The organism is Selenomonas sputigena ATCC 35185, assembly GCF_000208405.1.
GTDB classification, from domain to species: Bacteria; Bacillota; Negativicutes; order Selenomonadales; family Selenomonadaceae; genus Selenomonas; species Selenomonas sputigena.
On sequence record NC_015437.1, the window covers coordinates 1,830,651 to 1,847,461 of the forward strand.

Consider the following 16,811-nt stretch of genomic DNA (forward strand, 5'->3'; position numbering starts at 1 on the left):
CAATCAATCCTTTTCCCTGACGCGGCGCACGACGATGCGGCTGCCGTGCACCTCCGTCACACAGACACGCTCGCCCTTCTCGATGTAAGCGCCCTCGGAGACGACATCGACGGGCACACCGTCGACGAGGATCGAACCGGCAGGACGCACGTCGGTCAAAACAAGAGCTTCACGTCCGATGAGATCCGTGCGCTCCTCGGCGCTCACATAGCCCTTTGCACTCGTCGAAGCGTCGTGCAGAACGACCCTCTTCCAAAGGCGGCTCTCGGGCAGAAAGCGCGCGATGAGTGCGAAGAGAAGAAGCGCGAGCGCGAATGCGGCAAAAAGCGCGTAGACGGCATTGACGTCGCCGCCAAGCGCGAGAACGACGCTGTAGAGCATCGCCGCGACGCCGAGAGCGCCCAAGACACCCGTAGCAGGCAGGAGCACCTCGGCTACGATCAGAAGGATGCCCACGAGAAAGACGGCGACTTCGTAGAGACTCACGAGTCCCTTCACATACTGACTGCTGAAGAAGACGCCCGCCGCAATGAGTCCGAGCAAGACGCCGAATCCCGTGCCGCCCGTCTTGACCTCCATGAGCACCGCAAGAAAGATCACGGCGACGAGGAGCACCTGCAGGGCGGGAGTCCCGCCGACAAATTCCATACGATCACATCCTTTCCCACGAACCTTCTCCCTATATCTATTCCATGAAGAAACACAAAAACCTGCCGAACATCCTTAAAATCACAGGAGAAAATGCCCAGTACAAGCCAACGGAGGAATCATTTGCCTGTCGGACTCCATAGGCGTATAATGGCAGAAAGGAAAATCTTCTGACAAAAATCGTTCTGGGAGGCTCGCTTCCTATGGAAATTTCTACAGCACAGCTTGCACTCATGCTCGCGACCATCGCGCTCGTCCTCGCGAGCGGTCTCTATGCCGCCCGCTCCATCCACTCGGCGGAAGGCTTCAGCCTCAATGGACGCAGTGCGGGTGCGCCGCTCGTCGCAGGCACGATCGCCGGCACCTGCGTCGGCGGCGGCGCGACCGTCGGCACGGCGCAGCTCGCCTACTCGCTCGGGCTTTCCGCGTGGTGGTTCACGCTCGGCACAGGAATCGCCCTCATCATCATGGGGCTTTTCTATGCGAGACCCTTGCGGCGCACCTCGCTCGAAACGATTCCCGAGTTCCTCGGCATCCGCTACGGCAAGAGTGCGAGTGTCTTTTCGAGCCTCGTCTCCTCCGTCGGCATCTTCTTCAGCGCCGTTGCAAGCACGCTGCCGGGACTACATCTCATCGCCGCGATCTTCGGCGTCGGCTACGGCACGGCGGCCTTCGCCCTCATCGCCCTCGTCGCCTGCTACGTCTTCTTCGGCGGCATGAAGAGCGCCGGCGTCGGCGGCATCCTGAAGATGATCGTCCTATGGCTGAGCCTTTGCCTCGCAGGCATCGCCGCCTGGCACGGACTGCCCGCGCTCACAGCGGCGGCGCCGCTCGCGTCCGGCACATGGAGCCTCGGACATGCCGGCGCCCAGAGCATCGCCGCCGGACTCCTCTCGCTCATCGTCGGCGTCATCTCCACGCAGTCCTACATCCAGGCCATCTTCTCCGCCGCCAACCCGCGCACGGCAACCATCGGTGCATTCACCGCCGCGCTCATCGTCATCCCCGTCGGACTGCCGTGCTCGATCATCGGCATCTACATGCACGCGGCCGCGCCCGACATCGCGCCCATTCTCGCACTGCCCGCCTACCTTTTTACGCATGCAGGAACGCTCATCGGCAGCATCGCCATGGGCGGCATCGTGCTCTCCCTCGTCGGCAGCATCGGCGGACTCTCGCTCGGCATCGGCACAATGCTCTCGCACGACGTATTCGCGCCGCTCCTCGCCGTGAAGAGCGAAAGACGGCTTCTCCTTCTGCACCGCCTCATGGTGCTCCTCGTCATGGCGCTTGCCGCTCTCTTCGCCCTTTCCTACATCGACAGCGAGGTGCTCGTCTGGAACTACCTGTCGATGGCGCTTCGCGGCGGCGGCATCTTCCTGCCGCTGACGCTGGCGATTTTCTGTCCCGGGCGGCTTTCCCCGCGCTGGGCTACCGCCTCCATGCTGCTTTCTACGGCAGCTGCCACGGCGGCAGTCGCTGCAGGAAGCGCCATCCATCCGCTCTTCATCGGCCTTATCGTCAGTGCGGCACTCATCCTGCCGGGAATTTGTAAAGAACATACACGGAGGAATCTCTCATGACAACTACAGCCATACCCACAGCGGCAGAAGAGCTGCTCGGTTTCATCCAGTGCTCGACCTCCCCTTTTCATGTCGTAGAGGAGAGCGCCAAGAGACTTCTTCGTGCGGGCTTTCAAGAACTCAAGCCTGCGGACTCGTGGCGTCTTGCCGCCGGCGGACGCTACTTCCTGCGCGTCTACGGCTCGACGCTCCTCGCCTTCGTCGTCGGCGAGAAGCCGCTCAAGAGCCACGGCACGCCTCTTCTTATGGCGGCGGCGCACACGGACTTCCCATGCTTTCGCCTGAAGCCCGAGGCAGGCATGACACGCGACGGCTGCGGCACGCTCAACATCGAAACGTACGGCGGACTCATCCTGCGCACATGGCTCGACCGGCCGCTCTCGCTCGCGGGCAAAATCGTGCTGCGCGGCAAGGACGCCTTTCATCCCGAGGTGCGGCTCGTCGACTTTCAAAAGCCGCTCATGACGATCCCGAGCCTTGCCATCCACATGGACCGTGACGTCAACAAAGACGGCGCGCTGAACGCGCAAAAAGACATGCTGCCGCTCGCCGCGCTCCTCGGTAAGGACGCAGAAGAGGACTTCTTCCTCGCTTGGCTCGCCGAAGCCTGTGAAACAGAGCGAGACGCCATCCTCTCCTACGATCTCGGCGCTTACCCTTGCGAGACGGGCTGCACCTTCGGACTTCGCGACGAATTCATCTCCTCGCCAAGGCTCGACAACCTCACCTCCGTGCTCGCCTGCCTCAAGGGCATCGAAGAAGCGCATCCCACACAGGGCATTCGCCTCATCGCGCTCTTCGACAACGAGGAGGTCGGCAGCCGAACGAAGCAGGGTGCCGGTTCCGCCGTGCTCGGCGATGTGCTGCGCCGCATCTATCAAGACCTTTCTGGCGAAAGCGACGCCGTCTGCCGTGCGCTCGCCGACGGCTTTTTGCTCTCCGTCGACGTGGCGCACGCCGTCCATCCTTCGCACGCGGCGAAGAGCGATCCCGTCGTGCGTCCCGCGCTCGCAGCAGGCGTCGTCCTCAAGCAGGCGGCGTCGCAGAGCTACGCGGGAGACGCCGAAGCCTCCGCCGTCGTGCGCGCGCTTGCCGAAGAGCATGAGATTCCCTGGCAGAGGTTCGTGAACCGCGCCGACAGCCGCGGCGGCTCGACGCTCGGCGCCATCGCTTCCTCCTTCGTCCCCGTGCGCACGATGGACATCGGAGCGCCCATTCTCGCCATGCACTCGGCGCGCGAGACGATGGGCGCCGCCGACCAAGAATCGCTTGAGCGACTTCTCACGGCGTTTCTCGCTTGAAAAAGCAATTACCATCCTGCGCGAAACCGCAGACACGAAATACGCCCCCGAAAGCCATCCTCGGCTCTCGGGGGCGTCTTCTTCATTCTAAAATCCCGTGCTCAAATGCCAAGCCCGCGCTCCAAATACTTGCGCTGCAGCAAGAAGATACATCGAACGAGCTGGTTCTGCTGCCTCTTGTCAAGATATGCCGCGAAATGTGCGCCGATGTGATAAATGGGCGTCGCAAGCGCCGTGCGGTCGAGCGAGCGCATGACGACAGCCGTCGTCTTCAGCTCGCCAACGGCGGGCAGATCGGGTATGGCGATCTCGATTTCCATGCCGTCTTCCAGCGGCTCTTTCCACACGAAAGAAACGCCGTTGCCGCTGATGTCGACGAGCGTCGTATCCTTCGCTTTGTTCTTGCCGCCGTAGAGATTCGACAAGGTCACCTGCATGGGAAGCGGCACGGGCACGCGCACGAAATCACGCTTCTGCTGGCGCTCGACCTCCGCCGGAAGCTCCATGTACCAGATATGATCGGGCAGGGGACTGCTCGCGCAAAACACCGAAGAAAAGCGATAGGTGCACTTCTCGCTCGGCATGGCACAGTGGAAACGTGCGCCGGACTCAGGGCCGTGTGCATATTCGGCATCCGTCAGGCGCATCTCGACGATCAGACGGTCTGCCGTCATCTCCTTGAGAATTCCTATACGCGTCTTCTTTCCGCCCTCCTGCAAAAAATAAATCTTCTCCTCCAGCACGAGCACTTCTTCGGGCGCAAAGCATTCTGCCGCCATACTCTCCGTCGTCATATCTCCTCTTCTTCCTGTCATCACTTCCGCAAACTCACTTCATCGACAAGGCTTCCGTCGGGCAGGAAGCACGAAAAGTGCAGACGCTCCGCCGACGCCTCCAATGTCATATAATTGCCGCGCTCAGGCTGGGTGAGCACCTTCTTGTCGAAACGCGCATTCACAGGCACATCGTAATAGCAGTTGCCGCAGTTTCCCGTATCGATGTAGAAAGGTCCTTCTTCGCTCGGCGCAAAGTTCACGATAGACCCTAGCCGCCGATACGTATGCTGATGCGCCGTCAAAACGACATCGGGACGCAATTCATCGAAGAGCGGCATGAGTAGACGCCCCGTCGCACTGATGTCACCCGTGACGGGATCGCTCAAATCGGGGTAGTCGTACTCGATGACATCCTTGTGCATCAAGACGATCTTCCACTTCTTGCGGCTCGCCGCCATGTCGCGGCGCAGCCAAGCCATCTGCTCCTCCAGGAGTCCCGCACGCAATGCCTCGACTTCCTCCCACTGCGTGTTAAGCGCGACGAAGTGGCACGGCCCGTAATCGAAGGAATAGTACCAATGCGAGAAGCGCAGACTGCCGTTGCCGGGCACGGGAAAGTAGCCGAGCCAAGCCAAGGGCAGGCGACATTGCCAGTCGAGATCATACGCTTCATGATTGCCCATCAGCGGAGCGCACGGCAGGCGGCTCATGAGTCCCGCCGCCCCCTCGAACCACTGCCGCCACTGGTAGGCGGCCTCCCCATTGTCGACGAGATCACCCATCATGATAAAGAAGTCCGCGTCCGGGTGCTGCGCCGCCGCACTTTCCGCCGCCTTCTTCCATGTGCGATATCCGTCCGAGCACTGCGAATCGGGAAAGATCAGCGCCTTGAATGCGCCGTCCCCCGCCGTTCGCAGGGAAAACCAAGGCGACGATGTATCGCCCGTGCGCAGGCGGTACTCATACGAAGCGCCCGGCGAAAGCCCTGTCAGAAGCGCCTCGTGAGAGAACAGCCGCTCGCCGCCGTCATCGAGAAGTTTCTCGCTCACCGCGAAAGAAGAAAACCCTGCTGCACCCACAAGTCGCAGATCGACGACAGCCTGCACCTCACTCACCGTGGACTCCCATGCAATCATGCGCGAGGTTCGACTGTCCTCGGTGACGATCTGCCGCACGAAGAACGCTTCCAGCCCCTCAGCGGCAAAGGCCCTGCGCCAGCGCGCGGGGAACAAACTGCCGATTCCCAGCGAAAGCAGCGTCCGCAGCGATATTTTCAAAAACCCGCGGCGCGACAGCGCCGGTAAAGAGGCGGACAGCATAGCGAAACCTCCTTCGCACCATCCGATGCAGACCTTCTGCATCCGTTGCCCTCAAAAACGCTTACTCTCTGCCGTGTCGAGCAGCGCCTCATACGCCTCGGCTGCCCGTGCCGCGAAAATTTTGCGCACGGCGGCGTTCTCTCCGATACCCTTGAGAATCGTCTGCACGCGAAAGCCTTCGCGCTCCAAAAGCGATTTGTGCGAATCCGGCTCGTCGCCCGCCATATCGTTCGTCGCATGATCGCCCGCCACGAGCATTAAAGGGGCGAGCGTGGCCTTCCTTATGCCCGCCTCCTTGAGCTTCGGCACGACATCGTCCAGATTCGGCCGTCCCTCGACGGTGTAGATGTAGACGCGCTCTTCACCGAGATTTTCCAAGCGAGCCTGCATGACAGCGTAGTAGGCATTTGCCGGATGCGGCGTGCCGTGCGCCATGAGGAGCACGGCTTCGTCTTCCGCACGCGCCGGCAACTCCTTCGCAACAGCCGCCATGACCTCTGCGACATCATCGCGCTTCTCCTCCTGCCCTTGCCAATAGACAAGAGGCGTGCCGAGCGTCATGCGCTGAAACCACGGCTTGCATTCGTCAAAGACTTCCCGCTTATAGGCATACTCGATGCCCGGGATGATGTCGAGCGAAACGAGAGCGACACGCGTACAGCCCTCTTCCTTAAGCTTCTGCAGCGCCTCTTCGGGCGTTGGATAGCGGATGCCCTCGTTCTTTTCCACACGCTCGATGACGATGTGCGACGTGAAGGCGAGCATGACCTTGACTGCGGGATGCATGCGCCGCACCTCCTCCGCCACGGCGTCAATCGTCTTCTCGCGCGTCTCCTTGAACGTCGTGCCGAAACTCATGACGAGGATGGCATCCCGTTCCTCACCGGCAGTGAGCGCGGCATTGTCCGCCACAAGCACGCCGAGGCTTGCGGCTCGCTGCAAAGCGGCGCCCGCTGTCTTTACTTCCTCATGGAGTTTGTAACCTGTATGTGCCATATTTCGCCCTTCTCTCTTCCGTCGTGATTTTCTCAGAAATTCCTGCTTATCGTTGTTTCCCAACACTACCTTGACAAAACGCGCCATATCCTTTATAATTTTCATGTTACGCATGATACACTTTTCATCGGCGTTTTCGGGGCATGGCTCAGTTTGGTAGAGCACCTGGCTTGGGACCAGGGGGTCGCAGGTTCAAATCCTGCTGCTCCGACCATCGCGTCAGTAGCTCAGTCGGATAGAGCAACGGCCTTCTAAGCCGTGGGTCGGGGGTTCGAATCCCTCCTGTCGCACCATGAATACTGCAGGGCTTGGCATTTTGCCAAGCCCTTTTGTTTACTATGAAAGTCCAAGAAGTCAAGCCCGAAGGGCGCAGACCGATTGGGTAACTTTCATTAAGGGCGGCGCACAATGTCCACAAGGTGGACGTTTGTGCGTGTAGTTTACTCTTCGTGCGCACGCTTTTCTATGTGACGAACGAGTTCGATGGCGCCGAGTCCGAGTCCCAGTCGCTGAGAAATTTCCTCCGCGCTCATTCCTTGGCGCAGAAAGGCACGGATCTGCTCTTGCTGACGGCTCGGAGGCACATCAGGCGACGGGATTTTCACATCGTCTGCCTCGTCCGCTTCCTGCACAGCGGTCAAATCCTCGCCCGAAAACTCCGGCGGCTCTTCCTCGTCCGCCGGTTCGTCCTCTTCGTATTCGTCCGCCTCTTCTTCCATCACTGCCTCTTCGTCTTCTTCCTCCGACTCATCTTCCTCGTACTCCTCGTACTCATACGCCTCATCGTCCTGCGTCTCATCATCCTGCATCTCATCGGGCATTTGCGCCGCCGACAATGCACGGGATGCAGCATCTTCGTGGACGGGAATCTCCCGACGCATATTCTCCTGCGCCGCCTGAGTGCCATGCGCGATGTTCGCCGCCGCGTCCGTCCCCATTTCCTCAGGCGGCAGCTGCAAATCCACCGCACCGCCAATCGGGCTTCCGGCCATCTGCTTCATCAGGGCTGCCTGAAAGCTCGACGCCGTCTCTCCCGCACCGACGGTGGAAACCGCAGCGGGCGCAATGGCTGCAGCGGACGATGCGGCAACTTCGACGGCAGAAGGGGAGGAAACAGCGGGCGCTGCAGTGACGGGAGAAACAGTCGGAGGCGCCTGTGTCGCCGTGCGGGGCGCAGAGGAGGCGAACTCCATCTGCTGCGGCAAAGCGCCGAGCCGTGCGCCGTAGACCTTCTCCCACTGCGCGAGGGCAGCAAGACGCTCATCCAAAGCCGCCTTCTGCGCGTTCGCCTCCGCCAAAATGCGCTCCAATCGTTCGACATGGATCTGCATCCTACCGATGACGGCGTCACCCGAGCGCTCGATCTCATAGCGCAGACGACTCGCGGAAACTTCGACCGATTCTTTCTCCTTGGCCTTTCCCTTGCTCAAAAGACGCCGCATGATGAGGACAAGCACCGCCCCCAAGACAATCAATGCGCCCAGAATTTCCGTGATCACTTCTCGCAGCTCCCCTTATCTCCAGAAATCGCTGAGAAATTCAGCTCTCCCTCTAAAATAGGGCTGTCACATGAGTCGACTACGACTTATGACAGCCCCGTTTCATTCCCTACGTAGATATATCAATATTGCGTCCACGGAATACATCGACGGCGAACCTCTCCGTCGGCGCTTCCTCCTCCTGTTCGGCATGCCTGCCGCCGCCAGAGCCTCGCCTGCCGCGCCCCTGCTTCCTGCGGCGATCGGGATCGTCCTTGATGCGCTCCTCTTCTGCCTGATCCTTCTTCCTGACCTGCGTCTGTTTTAACGCCGTTTCCTGCTTGTCACGCACGGCCTGAAAATCCTGCTGTACAGCCGACTGCTGATTCATGTTGTGCTGCACCTGCGTCGCTTCAGAGGTGCGCGGCACGATTGCCTGCAAACTCATCGGTGTTACATCCATGCATCCCACCATCCTTTCCAAGCACAGTCAAGGGGACACGATCCGCAAGAACGTCGCCCGTATCAATAAGCGCCCGTGCGGATCTGATCGCCTTCCACGCTCAGCGTGCAGCGTTTCTCCTCCGAATGAACATTCTTGATGACGTTGTTGATCTTGAGCTTCACGCCCGGATATATCGTATCGGCAGCGCGGATGCGGCCGCGCTTCATGCTCTGGATTTTCTCCTCAAGTTCGTCCATCTCTTCCAGAAGGCGCTCCAACTGCCCTTCCACTTGGAAACGCACCTTCCCCAACTGCGCGACCATTTCCTGCCTCTCGGGCGGCAGTTTGCTGATGTCAACCTTGCCGAGCGTCGCGAGCGTCTTCTTGATCTCGTCGAGCTTCTTCTTCGTATCGCCGTACTCCTGGCACACCGCCTTGTACTGACGCTGCACCATCGGGTTGACGCCGACTTCAAGTTTCGTCGCAACATTCGCAGGGTTGCCGATCTGGGTCGCCTCGATTTCTTCTCCGGCGAACGTAGAGCCACCCATGATCTGCCCGCGTCTGCCAAGCACCGTGACCTTTTTGCCTGCACGCACCTGTGAATTCAGTACAACGTCAGCAATCGTGACATTATGTCCCGCTTCGATCTCCGCATTTTCTGCGAAGAATGCCATGAGCGTCCCCTTCGCCTTGACGAAGCCGCGGTTCATGCCCTGGATGCCGCCCTTGACGAGGATGTTGTTTCCCTCGACCTCGGCGCCCGAAACGATGCCGCCGACCTCGATGTCACCCGTAGCCTTTACCACAAATCCTGCCTGCACGCTTCCCTGGACAGCGACCGCTCCCGTAAATTCGATGTTGCCCGTGCCGACGCCCACATCCTCCTTGATGACGAGGCGAGGGTCGACGCCGATGACCTTGCCCGTGTCGACGATCTGTCCGTCGATATCGGCGTAGAGGAAATTCTCATCGCGAATCGAGGAGTTCTTTCCCGCCTTGAATACGAGCGGCCTCCCCTTCTTTTGGTTGACCTTGCCGCCGAGCACATTCATGCCCGGCTCTCCGTCCGTCTGCAGAACGCGTTCAGCGAGAAGCTCGCCCTGCTTCACGAGCACGAAGAGGTTCATGTTCTTGTAGTCCGCCCGATCATATTCATCCGTCTTGGGGCGTCCCTTGACCCCGAGGTCGTAGTTCTTCTTCAGATAGGCGTCCTCGCCATGCTGTGGCTCCTTGCCAAGCGCCGCCTCGAAGTCCTTTCCGTCTTTCGCGCCCTGCTCGATCGCCGCCTCGTCGAAGCCGAATACGACGCCCTTGTCCTGGAGCGCCTTCTTGATCATCTCCGCCGTCGGATATGCGTTGGAGTCCGTATGGTCAAACCCGACCGTAGCCACCATCTTGTCCGAACTGACATGGATATTGATCTTGCTGTAGACCGGACGTTCTCCGTCAGCCCTTTCCTGTTCGCTCATGCCCTTTTTGCCTCCTTCTTGCCTCACTCCATGAGGCTTGTTTTCCATCTCGCCAAAAAGCCCCGAAGCCGAAAGACGGCCTTCGTATGGAGCTGAGAAATCCGCGCCTCCGAAAGATGCAGGATGAGGCTGATTTCCTTTAGGGTAAGTTCCTCATAATAATAGAGAGAAACGACCGTGCGCTCCTTCTCCGGAAGCTGGTCGATTGCTTCCGCCAAGGTGTCGCGCAATTCGTTTTTCTCGGCATTTTCTTCGGGATCGATCGTCTGTGACGACGGAGACTCCGTGCGGACATACTCTTCGAGCGGAATGACCGTCGCGATGTTCGTCTGCGAAACGAGATCGTGCAGTTCCTTCTTCGATATCTTGAGTTCCGCGGCAAGTTCGTCGTCCGTCGCCGAGCGACCCAGGCGGCCTTCCAATGTCGTCACCGCCTGCTCATAGCGCCGAATCTTCTGCCTTTTCGATACGGGAATCCAATCCATCGTACGCAAATAGTCAAGCATGGCACCGCGAATGCGCACGCCGCCATACGTTTCAAATTTGTTGCCGCGCTCGACGTCGTATCGCTCGATTGCGTCAAGCAAACCAAAAAAGCCGCTCGAAACGAGATCGTCCCGATCAACATGTGCGGGCAGGCCGACGACGACACGTCCCGCAATGATATTGACGAGCGGCAAGTACTTTTCGACAATCTTGTCACGAACTTCCGGTGCGCGCGTTTCCCGGTAAAGCGCCCAAAGATCTTGAATTTCTGCGGAGGGGGTCTCTGCCTTTTTCATCAATCAGCCGCCTCCTCGTCTAGTCATTCTCCGCGGGGAACCGCAGCGGCGGGCTCTTCCATGACCTCAAAATCCGCATCCTGCTCTTGACCATCCGCTTGTGCGTCTGCTGCTTCCCCATCTTCTCCGGCATTTTCCGAGCCTTCCGACTCCTCTTTATCATTCGCCGTCTGCGTCGCTTTTCCCTCTTTCCTCGCTGGAATTTCCTCCGACTGCGCTTGCGCAAAAAGGGCAGGGAACTGCTTTTCCAAAAAAAAGGCAACGAGAAAGATGAGCGCGGTGACGACGAGAAACACCGCAAGGCTTCTCCCCGCTGCAGTAGAAAACCGTGCGCCTGCCGAAACGGCGGTCAGAACGGTGAGGAAGGCAGCGAGGACGCCCGTGACGAGTGCTGTTCCAATCTTAAACAAATTCCATCCCCCGTTAAATAATCTTTTCCCCGCGATCGATCGTCTTGACCTTGTAATCTCCCGTTGCCAAATCGATTTGTACCGTGCGGCCGTACGTGCCGCCCGTATCCTCGGCAACGATGCGTATGCCTTCCTTGGCGAGCGCCTTCTTTGCAGCCTCGGCATTTCTCAGACCCACGCGCATGACGTCGGACGCATTGGCGAACGAGAACATCTGTGCGCCTCCCGCGATCTTCGCGACGAGACGGTTCTTCGCCGCACCGAGTTTCAAGACCTCGCCGAGCAACAAAGGCACGCCCGTATCAGCAAACTTCGCATGATTCTCGTGCGCTCTCGCCTGCGTGCTGTCCGGCAGCATGATGTGCACGAGGCCGCCGACCTTCGTCTGCGGATCGTAGAGGGATATGCCGATGCAGGAGCCAAGACCGTAGCTGATGATCTGCTGCGGAGCCTTACCGACCTTGTAATCCGCGATTCCTACGCGTAACATATCAGCCATGTCATCCAACCCCCACTGCAGAAAGAATCATTTCCATGGAGCCTGGATCCGGTACAAGGAAGAAGTGCCCGCGCAACTCATCATCTTCGGCAAGGAACTCCGTCTCGATGACCATGGCGTGATCGCCCATCTGGCCGAGCTGTACGAGCACGACGTTCAAGATGGCGCCTGCCATATCCATAGCGAGCGCCGGAATCGACGGAATGAGCGAGAGGTTCGTGAAGCTGTAAAGCGCATTGAGGTAAGCTCCTGCCAAGATGTTGCCGATTTCCATCAAGGCGGACTCTGCCATCATGTCGAGATGCGTCGTCTCTCCCGACTCCTTGCCCATGAGGGCGTCGACAAGGTAGAAAGCGCTGTCCTTCGGCATGAGGAACAGAATGTTGCTCGGCGCCTTGCCATAGACGCGCAGAAAAACGCCGACGACGATCGTCTCCGGCCCGCCGACGAGGTCGGGAACCTCGTCGAGAGGGACGACCGAAACCTTCGGCACATTCATATCAATGCGGCGATTGATGAGCTGCGACAAGGCCGTCGCAGAGTTTCCCGCACCGACATTTCCTATCTCCCGCAGCACATCAAGCTGTACCGGGGAAAGATCGATAATATCTTCCGTCATAACTGCACCTCTAGCATATTGGCATGATCCGATAGAAATATCCTTCTCCCGTCCTGCTAGGCAGGAGAAGGATGCAACATCTTATTTCATATCTTCCGGCAGGTCAACGATCTCGTCAAGATTCAGCATGATGATCAGTCGCGCATCAATGTTGCCGATGCTGTTGACAAAGCGGTTGCTCGTGCTGTCGCTGACGTCCTTCGCCGGATTGATGTCGCGTCCGGAGATGGTCAGCACTTCCGTCACGGCGTCGACGATCATGCCGATGGAGAACTCGCCGATCTTCATGATGATGATGCGTGTCGCATCCGTGTAGGGAGCGTCCTCAAGACCGATGCGGCGCTTGAGGTCGATGACGGGAAGAACGCTACCGCGCAGATTGATGACGCCCTTGATGTAGTCGGGGGCGAAGGGCACGCGCGTGATGTCCGTCAAAACCTTGATTTCCTGCACGTTCAAGATGTTGACGCCGTACTCTTCCTTCAAGAGCTTGAACGCGGCCACCTGAACGTCTTCCATGATTGCCTTCTTTTCCTTAGCCATGTCTAATCCTCCCCCTTACTGCTGCACGACCGTACCGACATCCAAAATCAAGGCGACACGGCCATCTCCGAGCACGGTGGCTCCGGAGAAGATCTTGAGTCCGGAAAGGAGTTTTCCGAGCGTCTTGATGACGATTTCCTGCTGACCGATAAGGTTGTCTACGACGATGCCCGCCTTGCGCTCGCCGACATATACGACGACGACGAAGATATCGTCGTTGTCCTCTTCCGTTGTGCGCGGCACCTGCAGCGCCGTGCTGAGGTTGATGATCGGGATGATCTGCCCGCGCAGTACGATGACTGCCTGATTCTGCACCGTCTTGATGTCATCCGGATGGATGTTGATCGTGCTGTCGATCGAGCCGAGAGGAATCGCATACATCTCTTCCTGCACCTTGACGAGAAGCGCCTGGATGATGGCGAGCGTCAGCGGCAATTTGATCTTGAATACAGAGCCTTCATCAATCTTCGTCTCGACATCGACATGACCGCCCAACGACTCGATCTTGCTGCGCACGACATCCATGCCCACGCCGCGTCCCGAAATATCCGTGATGTGATCGGCCGTGGAGAATCCCGGCGCAAAGATGATGCGCACAGCATCCGCATCGGAAAGCGCGTCGGCTTCATCCTGCGTATAGAGCCCCTTCTCCACTGCTTTTGCTCGAATCTTTTCGGCATCGATGCCCGCGCCGTCGTCCGTGACCATGATGACGACATTATTTCCCTCGTGACGCGCGATGAGTCCAACCTCACCCGTGCGCGGCTTGCCCTTCTTCTCACGGTCGTCGGGATGCTCAACGCCATGATCGAGCGAGTTTCTCAGAAGGTGCATCAACGGATCGCCGATCTCGTCGATGACCGTACGATCGAGTTCGGTCTCCTCGCCCTCGACCGTGAGGTTGATGTCCTTGTTCAGCTCCTTCGCTATGTCGCGAACCATGCGCGGGAAGCGGTTGAACACCTGGCTGACGGGAACCATGCGCACCTTCATGACGACGTTCTGCAAGTCCGTCGTCACGCGATCCATCTGCTCCAACGTCTCCGTCAGTTCCGGCATGCGGTTCGTCGTGCCGATCTGCTCAAGGCGCACCTTGTTGATGACGAGCTCGCCAACGAGGTTCATGAGGTTGTCGAGCTTCTCAATGTCAACGCGCACGGACTGGCTCGCGTGATGCTTCTTCTCTGCGGCCGCGGGCTTTGCGGCGGGCTTTGCTGCCGGTTTCGCCGCAGGCTTTGCCGCGGGCTTTGCCGCAGGAGGCGCCGCTGCAGGAGCGGGAGCGGCGGCCTGCGCCGGCTCTGCCGCTGCTGCCGGAGCAGGCGCAGGCGCGGGCGCTGCGAGATTGTCGGGGTCGACTTCCTCGATCTTCACCTCTTCCAATTCGGAAACGGGTGCAAGTGCATCGGAAACCGCCTGCGTATCGGATGTCGTGACGAGAACGAGATCGAAATCATGATCGAACTTTTCCGCCTCCAGGTCTTCCGCGGGCGGAACCGACTTGATGACATCGCCGATCTCATCGAGGGCGTTCATGACCATGTAGGTGCGCGCTGCCTTCAAAAGGCATGTGTCAGCGAGCCTGATGTGTATGTGAAAGACGGCCATGCCGCCCTGCTTCGCCGCGCGCATCGCGTCCTTATCATCCTCGGTATAATCGAGCGAAGATGCGGGCGCTGCCTCGGCCGCCGGCGCCTCCGCTGCGGCCGGCGCCGCTTCCGCCTCCGGCTGCGGCTCGCCCTTGGAAATGGACGAGAGCTTCTTCACGAGGTCGGAAACGTCAACGAGATCCTCGGGGTCGCCGTTGCCAACGTTCTCGATCATCTCCTGCAAGGAGTCAAGGCACTTGAAGATCGTCTCAATGATGTCCTCTGTCACCTTGAGCTGGTTATTGCGGATGAGGTCGAGGACATCTTCCATCTCGTGCGTAAGTTCGGCGATCTTGTTGAACCCCATCGTCGCCGACATGCCTTTCAGCGTATGCGCGTTACGAAAGATCTCGTTGACGACGGACACCTCGTTCGGGTCATTTTCGAGGCTCAGCAGACCATCGTTCAAGGACTGCAGATGTTCGCGCGACTCGTCCAAAAACATGTCCATGTACTGATTTGTTTCCATTTCAAATCCCCCTGTTTGTTTTCTGCCGCCTCCGGGCGTCTTGCTCATTGCAGTATCTGCGCAAGAGGCACAGCATGTCAGTTTGCTCCGCAACCTTCGCCAAGAGCCCTGGTACCAGCCAGGCAGAACGCGAATCGCGAATCACTTGCATCATTCTTTAATATTCTTCGCCGTCACCGCCAAAAATCCTGCTTTTATTCCCGAGCGGGACTGTCAGGGTGCAGGGTGAGTTGGCGGCGCAGTTCACTGAAGACAAAGTGGACGATCTTATTCATCGTTCCCCGGTCAAGCTCCAGAAAGTGCGCCCCGAGCTGCCAGCCGCGATCGCTCGGCTCAAGCGGCAGGGAGCGCACGATGCGAGCCATGACGGACAGCGTGCCGATATTTGGGAAGTTCGTGAACACGATGGACGCGCGGCTGTTGACCTTGACGTGACGCGGCACGGCAAAGGAAATGCCGCCGCCGCTGACGTCCGTGGTGTGAAGCTTCATAAGCTCGCTCTCGCGCCCCTCCGTGTCGATGATCCGCACCTGAATCGGCAGGCGCACCATCGCACGCACAAAGCTGCGGTTCTGATGGCGCTCGACGACTTCCGGCTTCGTGATCATCCAGACAGGAATCGGATCGCGCGCTTTACCCTTGAATACGGAGAAAAATCGGTAGCGACATGCCTCGCCCACGGCAAGACCGTAAAGCTGCTCACCCGCCGCCGGTATGATGGGGCGGCGCTTTTCGTCCACGGGCATCGCGACGATCAATCGATCCGCAGTGATATCTTCTATGCGGCTCGTATATCTTATATCGTCATCTTCCAGGTAAAACTCAACCCTCTGCCCAATTTTCAACACCGTTGCCGCATTCATCAAATCGCCTGCCATGGCAAGGCACCTCCCCATCATCGTGTAAAATCAAGGAAATATTGCAGAAATGATTTCCAACCTTTTTTGACAAAGACCTTTTCCCCATAGAGCATGGATCTCGCAATCGCTTTGATGCACTTTGCCGCAAGCGCGTCCGGATACGCCTCAAGAATCGGCTTTTGCTGACGTACCGCCTGGATCATCGTACGATCCTCGTAAATCGCCCCGAGGGATTGGATTTCCATGTGCAGGAAGCGCTCTGCCGTCTTCCTGAGCTTTTCCGCCACTTCGAGACCTTCTGCCTCGTCGTAGACACGATTGACAACGAGGCGCATGTTCGGCTTCGCCGCATACATGCTGTACGCCTTCATGACGGCATAAGCGTCGGTCATGGCCGTCGGCTCGGGCGTCGTCACGAGAAGCACCTCATCCGCCGCCAGGATAAAATCGAGGACGTTTCTGCCGATGCCCGCGCCTGTATCGATGAGGATGACGTCGGCCAATTCCCCGCAGCCCGTGAGCTTTTCTTCGAGCAAATCCCGCTCGGCAGGCGTGAACTCGCCCGCCTGTTCCATGCCTGAGCCGCCCGAGATGTAGCGAAGCCCATAAGGCCCCTTCAAGATCACGTCATCGAGCACGACATCCTCATCCAAGAGATGCAGAAGATTGTATTTCGAAGAGGTTCCCAAAAGGACGTCGACATTCGCCATGCCGAGGTCAGCGTCGATGACAAGCGTCTTCTTTCCCTCGGCAAGAAAGGCGAGCGCAAGGTTCACGGTCAGGTTTGACTTGCCGACGCCGCCCTTGCCGCTCGTGACGGCAATGATGCGTGCGCCCTCCTTTGGCACGGGGCGCGCCGCGCTCGGCTCTGGCGCCTCCCGGGCAGCGTCCGTGCCGGAATCCGCAGCGGCAGAGTCCTTTTTGTTTTCTACGAGCTTTCGGAGGCTCGCTGCCTGATCCTGCAT

The 16,811-nt window shown here is 58.8% G+C and carries 17 protein-coding genes and 2 tRNA genes; 4 read left to right on the top strand and 15 right to left on the bottom strand.

What is annotated here, in order from left to right:
- Nucleotides 1–3: 3 nt before the first annotated feature.
- Nucleotides 4–648, bottom strand: coding sequence for an NfeD family protein (locus tag SELSP_RS08410; protein WP_006191356.1), 645 nt, complete (start codon nt 646–648; stop codon nt 4–6).
- Nucleotides 649–851: 203 nt separating this feature from the next.
- Between SELSP_RS08410 and SELSP_RS08415 the strand changes: the two genes are divergently transcribed.
- Complete coding sequence (locus tag SELSP_RS08415) at nt 852–2,231, top strand: sodium:solute symporter family protein (RefSeq protein WP_006191354.1); 1,380 nt, start codon at nt 852–854, stop codon at nt 2,229–2,231.
- On the top strand, nt 2,228–3,532 hold the full coding sequence (locus tag SELSP_RS08420; RefSeq protein WP_006191353.1) for a M18 family aminopeptidase: 1,305 nt from the start codon (nt 2,228–2,230) through the stop codon (nt 3,530–3,532). The genes SELSP_RS08415 and SELSP_RS08420 overlap by 4 nt, the downstream gene beginning before the upstream one ends.
- A gap of 101 nt (nt 3,533–3,633) precedes the next feature.
- On the opposite strand, the gene SELSP_RS08425 is transcribed toward SELSP_RS08420, so the two are convergent.
- From SELSP_RS08425 to SELSP_RS08435, 3 genes are read right to left on the bottom strand one after another with little or no spacing between them, the layout of a single operon-like run.
- A complete protein-coding gene (locus tag SELSP_RS08425; RefSeq protein ID WP_006191352.1) occupies nt 3,634–4,326 on the bottom strand; it encodes a flagellar brake protein in 693 nt (230 codons plus the stop codon).
- Between the two features lie 20 nt (nt 4,327–4,346).
- Nucleotides 4,347–5,627 (bottom strand): purple acid phosphatase family protein, encoded by a 1,281-nt coding sequence (locus SELSP_RS08430; RefSeq protein WP_013740928.1) that lies wholly within the window; start codon nt 5,625–5,627, stop codon nt 4,347–4,349.
- A 51-nt stretch (nt 5,628–5,678) separates the two neighbouring features.
- The gene (locus SELSP_RS08435; protein WP_013740929.1) at nt 5,679–6,623 is read right to left on the bottom strand and encodes a sirohydrochlorin cobaltochelatase; all 945 of its coding nucleotides are present in this window, start codon (nt 6,621–6,623) and stop codon (nt 5,679–5,681) included.
- 137 nt (nt 6,624–6,760) lie between these two features.
- Here SELSP_RS08435 and SELSP_RS08440 point away from each other — a divergent pair.
- A tRNA-Pro gene (locus SELSP_RS08440) sits at nt 6,761–6,837 on the top strand.
- A 2-nt stretch (nt 6,838–6,839) separates the two neighbouring features.
- Nucleotides 6,840–6,916, top strand: a tRNA-Arg gene (locus SELSP_RS08445).
- A gap of 147 nt (nt 6,917–7,063) precedes the next feature.
- Here the strand turns inward: SELSP_RS08445 and SELSP_RS08450 are convergent.
- From SELSP_RS08450 to SELSP_RS08500, 11 genes are all read right to left on the bottom strand, one after another.
- The gene (locus tag SELSP_RS08450; protein WP_006191347.1) at nt 7,064–8,122 is read right to left on the bottom strand and encodes a hypothetical protein; all 1,059 of its coding nucleotides are present in this window, start codon (nt 8,120–8,122) and stop codon (nt 7,064–7,066) included.
- A gap of 109 nt (nt 8,123–8,231) precedes the next feature.
- Nucleotides 8,232–8,564, bottom strand: a complete 333-nt coding sequence (locus tag SELSP_RS08455; protein ID WP_013740930.1) for a hypothetical protein — start codon at nt 8,562–8,564, stop codon at nt 8,232–8,234.
- Between the two features lie 62 nt (nt 8,565–8,626).
- Nucleotides 8,627–10,018, bottom strand: coding sequence for a DUF342 domain-containing protein (locus tag SELSP_RS08460; protein ID WP_013740931.1), 1,392 nt, complete (start codon nt 10,016–10,018; stop codon nt 8,627–8,629).
- Nucleotides 10,019–10,041: 23 nt separating this feature from the next.
- Nucleotides 10,042–10,800, bottom strand: a complete 759-nt coding sequence (locus tag SELSP_RS08465; protein ID WP_006191342.1) for a FliA/WhiG family RNA polymerase sigma factor — start codon at nt 10,798–10,800, stop codon at nt 10,042–10,044.
- A gap of 23 nt (nt 10,801–10,823) precedes the next feature.
- Nucleotides 10,824–11,210 (bottom strand): hypothetical protein, encoded by a 387-nt coding sequence (locus SELSP_RS08470; RefSeq protein WP_006191340.1) that lies wholly within the window; start codon nt 11,208–11,210, stop codon nt 10,824–10,826.
- Between the two features lie 13 nt (nt 11,211–11,223).
- Complete coding sequence (locus SELSP_RS08475; protein WP_006191338.1) at nt 11,224–11,709, bottom strand: chemotaxis protein CheD; 486 nt, start codon at nt 11,707–11,709, stop codon at nt 11,224–11,226.
- Nucleotide 11,710: 1 nt separating this feature from the next.
- Nucleotides 11,711–12,328, bottom strand: a complete 618-nt coding sequence (locus tag SELSP_RS08480) for a chemotaxis protein CheC (protein ID WP_006191336.1) — start codon at nt 12,326–12,328, stop codon at nt 11,711–11,713.
- An 81-nt stretch (nt 12,329–12,409) separates the two neighbouring features.
- Complete coding sequence (locus SELSP_RS08485; protein WP_006191334.1) at nt 12,410–12,871, bottom strand: chemotaxis protein CheW; 462 nt, start codon at nt 12,869–12,871, stop codon at nt 12,410–12,412.
- Nucleotides 12,872–12,886: 15 nt separating this feature from the next.
- Entirely contained in the window at nt 12,887–14,986 is a 2,100-nt protein-coding gene (locus SELSP_RS08490) for a chemotaxis protein CheA (protein ID WP_013740932.1), read from the bottom strand.
- A 194-nt stretch (nt 14,987–15,180) separates the two neighbouring features.
- Nucleotides 15,181–15,864: a flagellar brake protein gene (locus SELSP_RS08495; RefSeq protein ID WP_013740933.1), complete on the bottom strand. Its 684-nt coding sequence runs from the start codon at nt 15,862–15,864 to the stop codon at nt 15,181–15,183.
- A gap of 17 nt (nt 15,865–15,881) precedes the next feature.
- A complete protein-coding gene (locus SELSP_RS08500; RefSeq protein WP_006191329.1) occupies nt 15,882–16,811 on the bottom strand; it encodes a MinD/ParA family protein in 930 nt (309 codons plus the stop codon).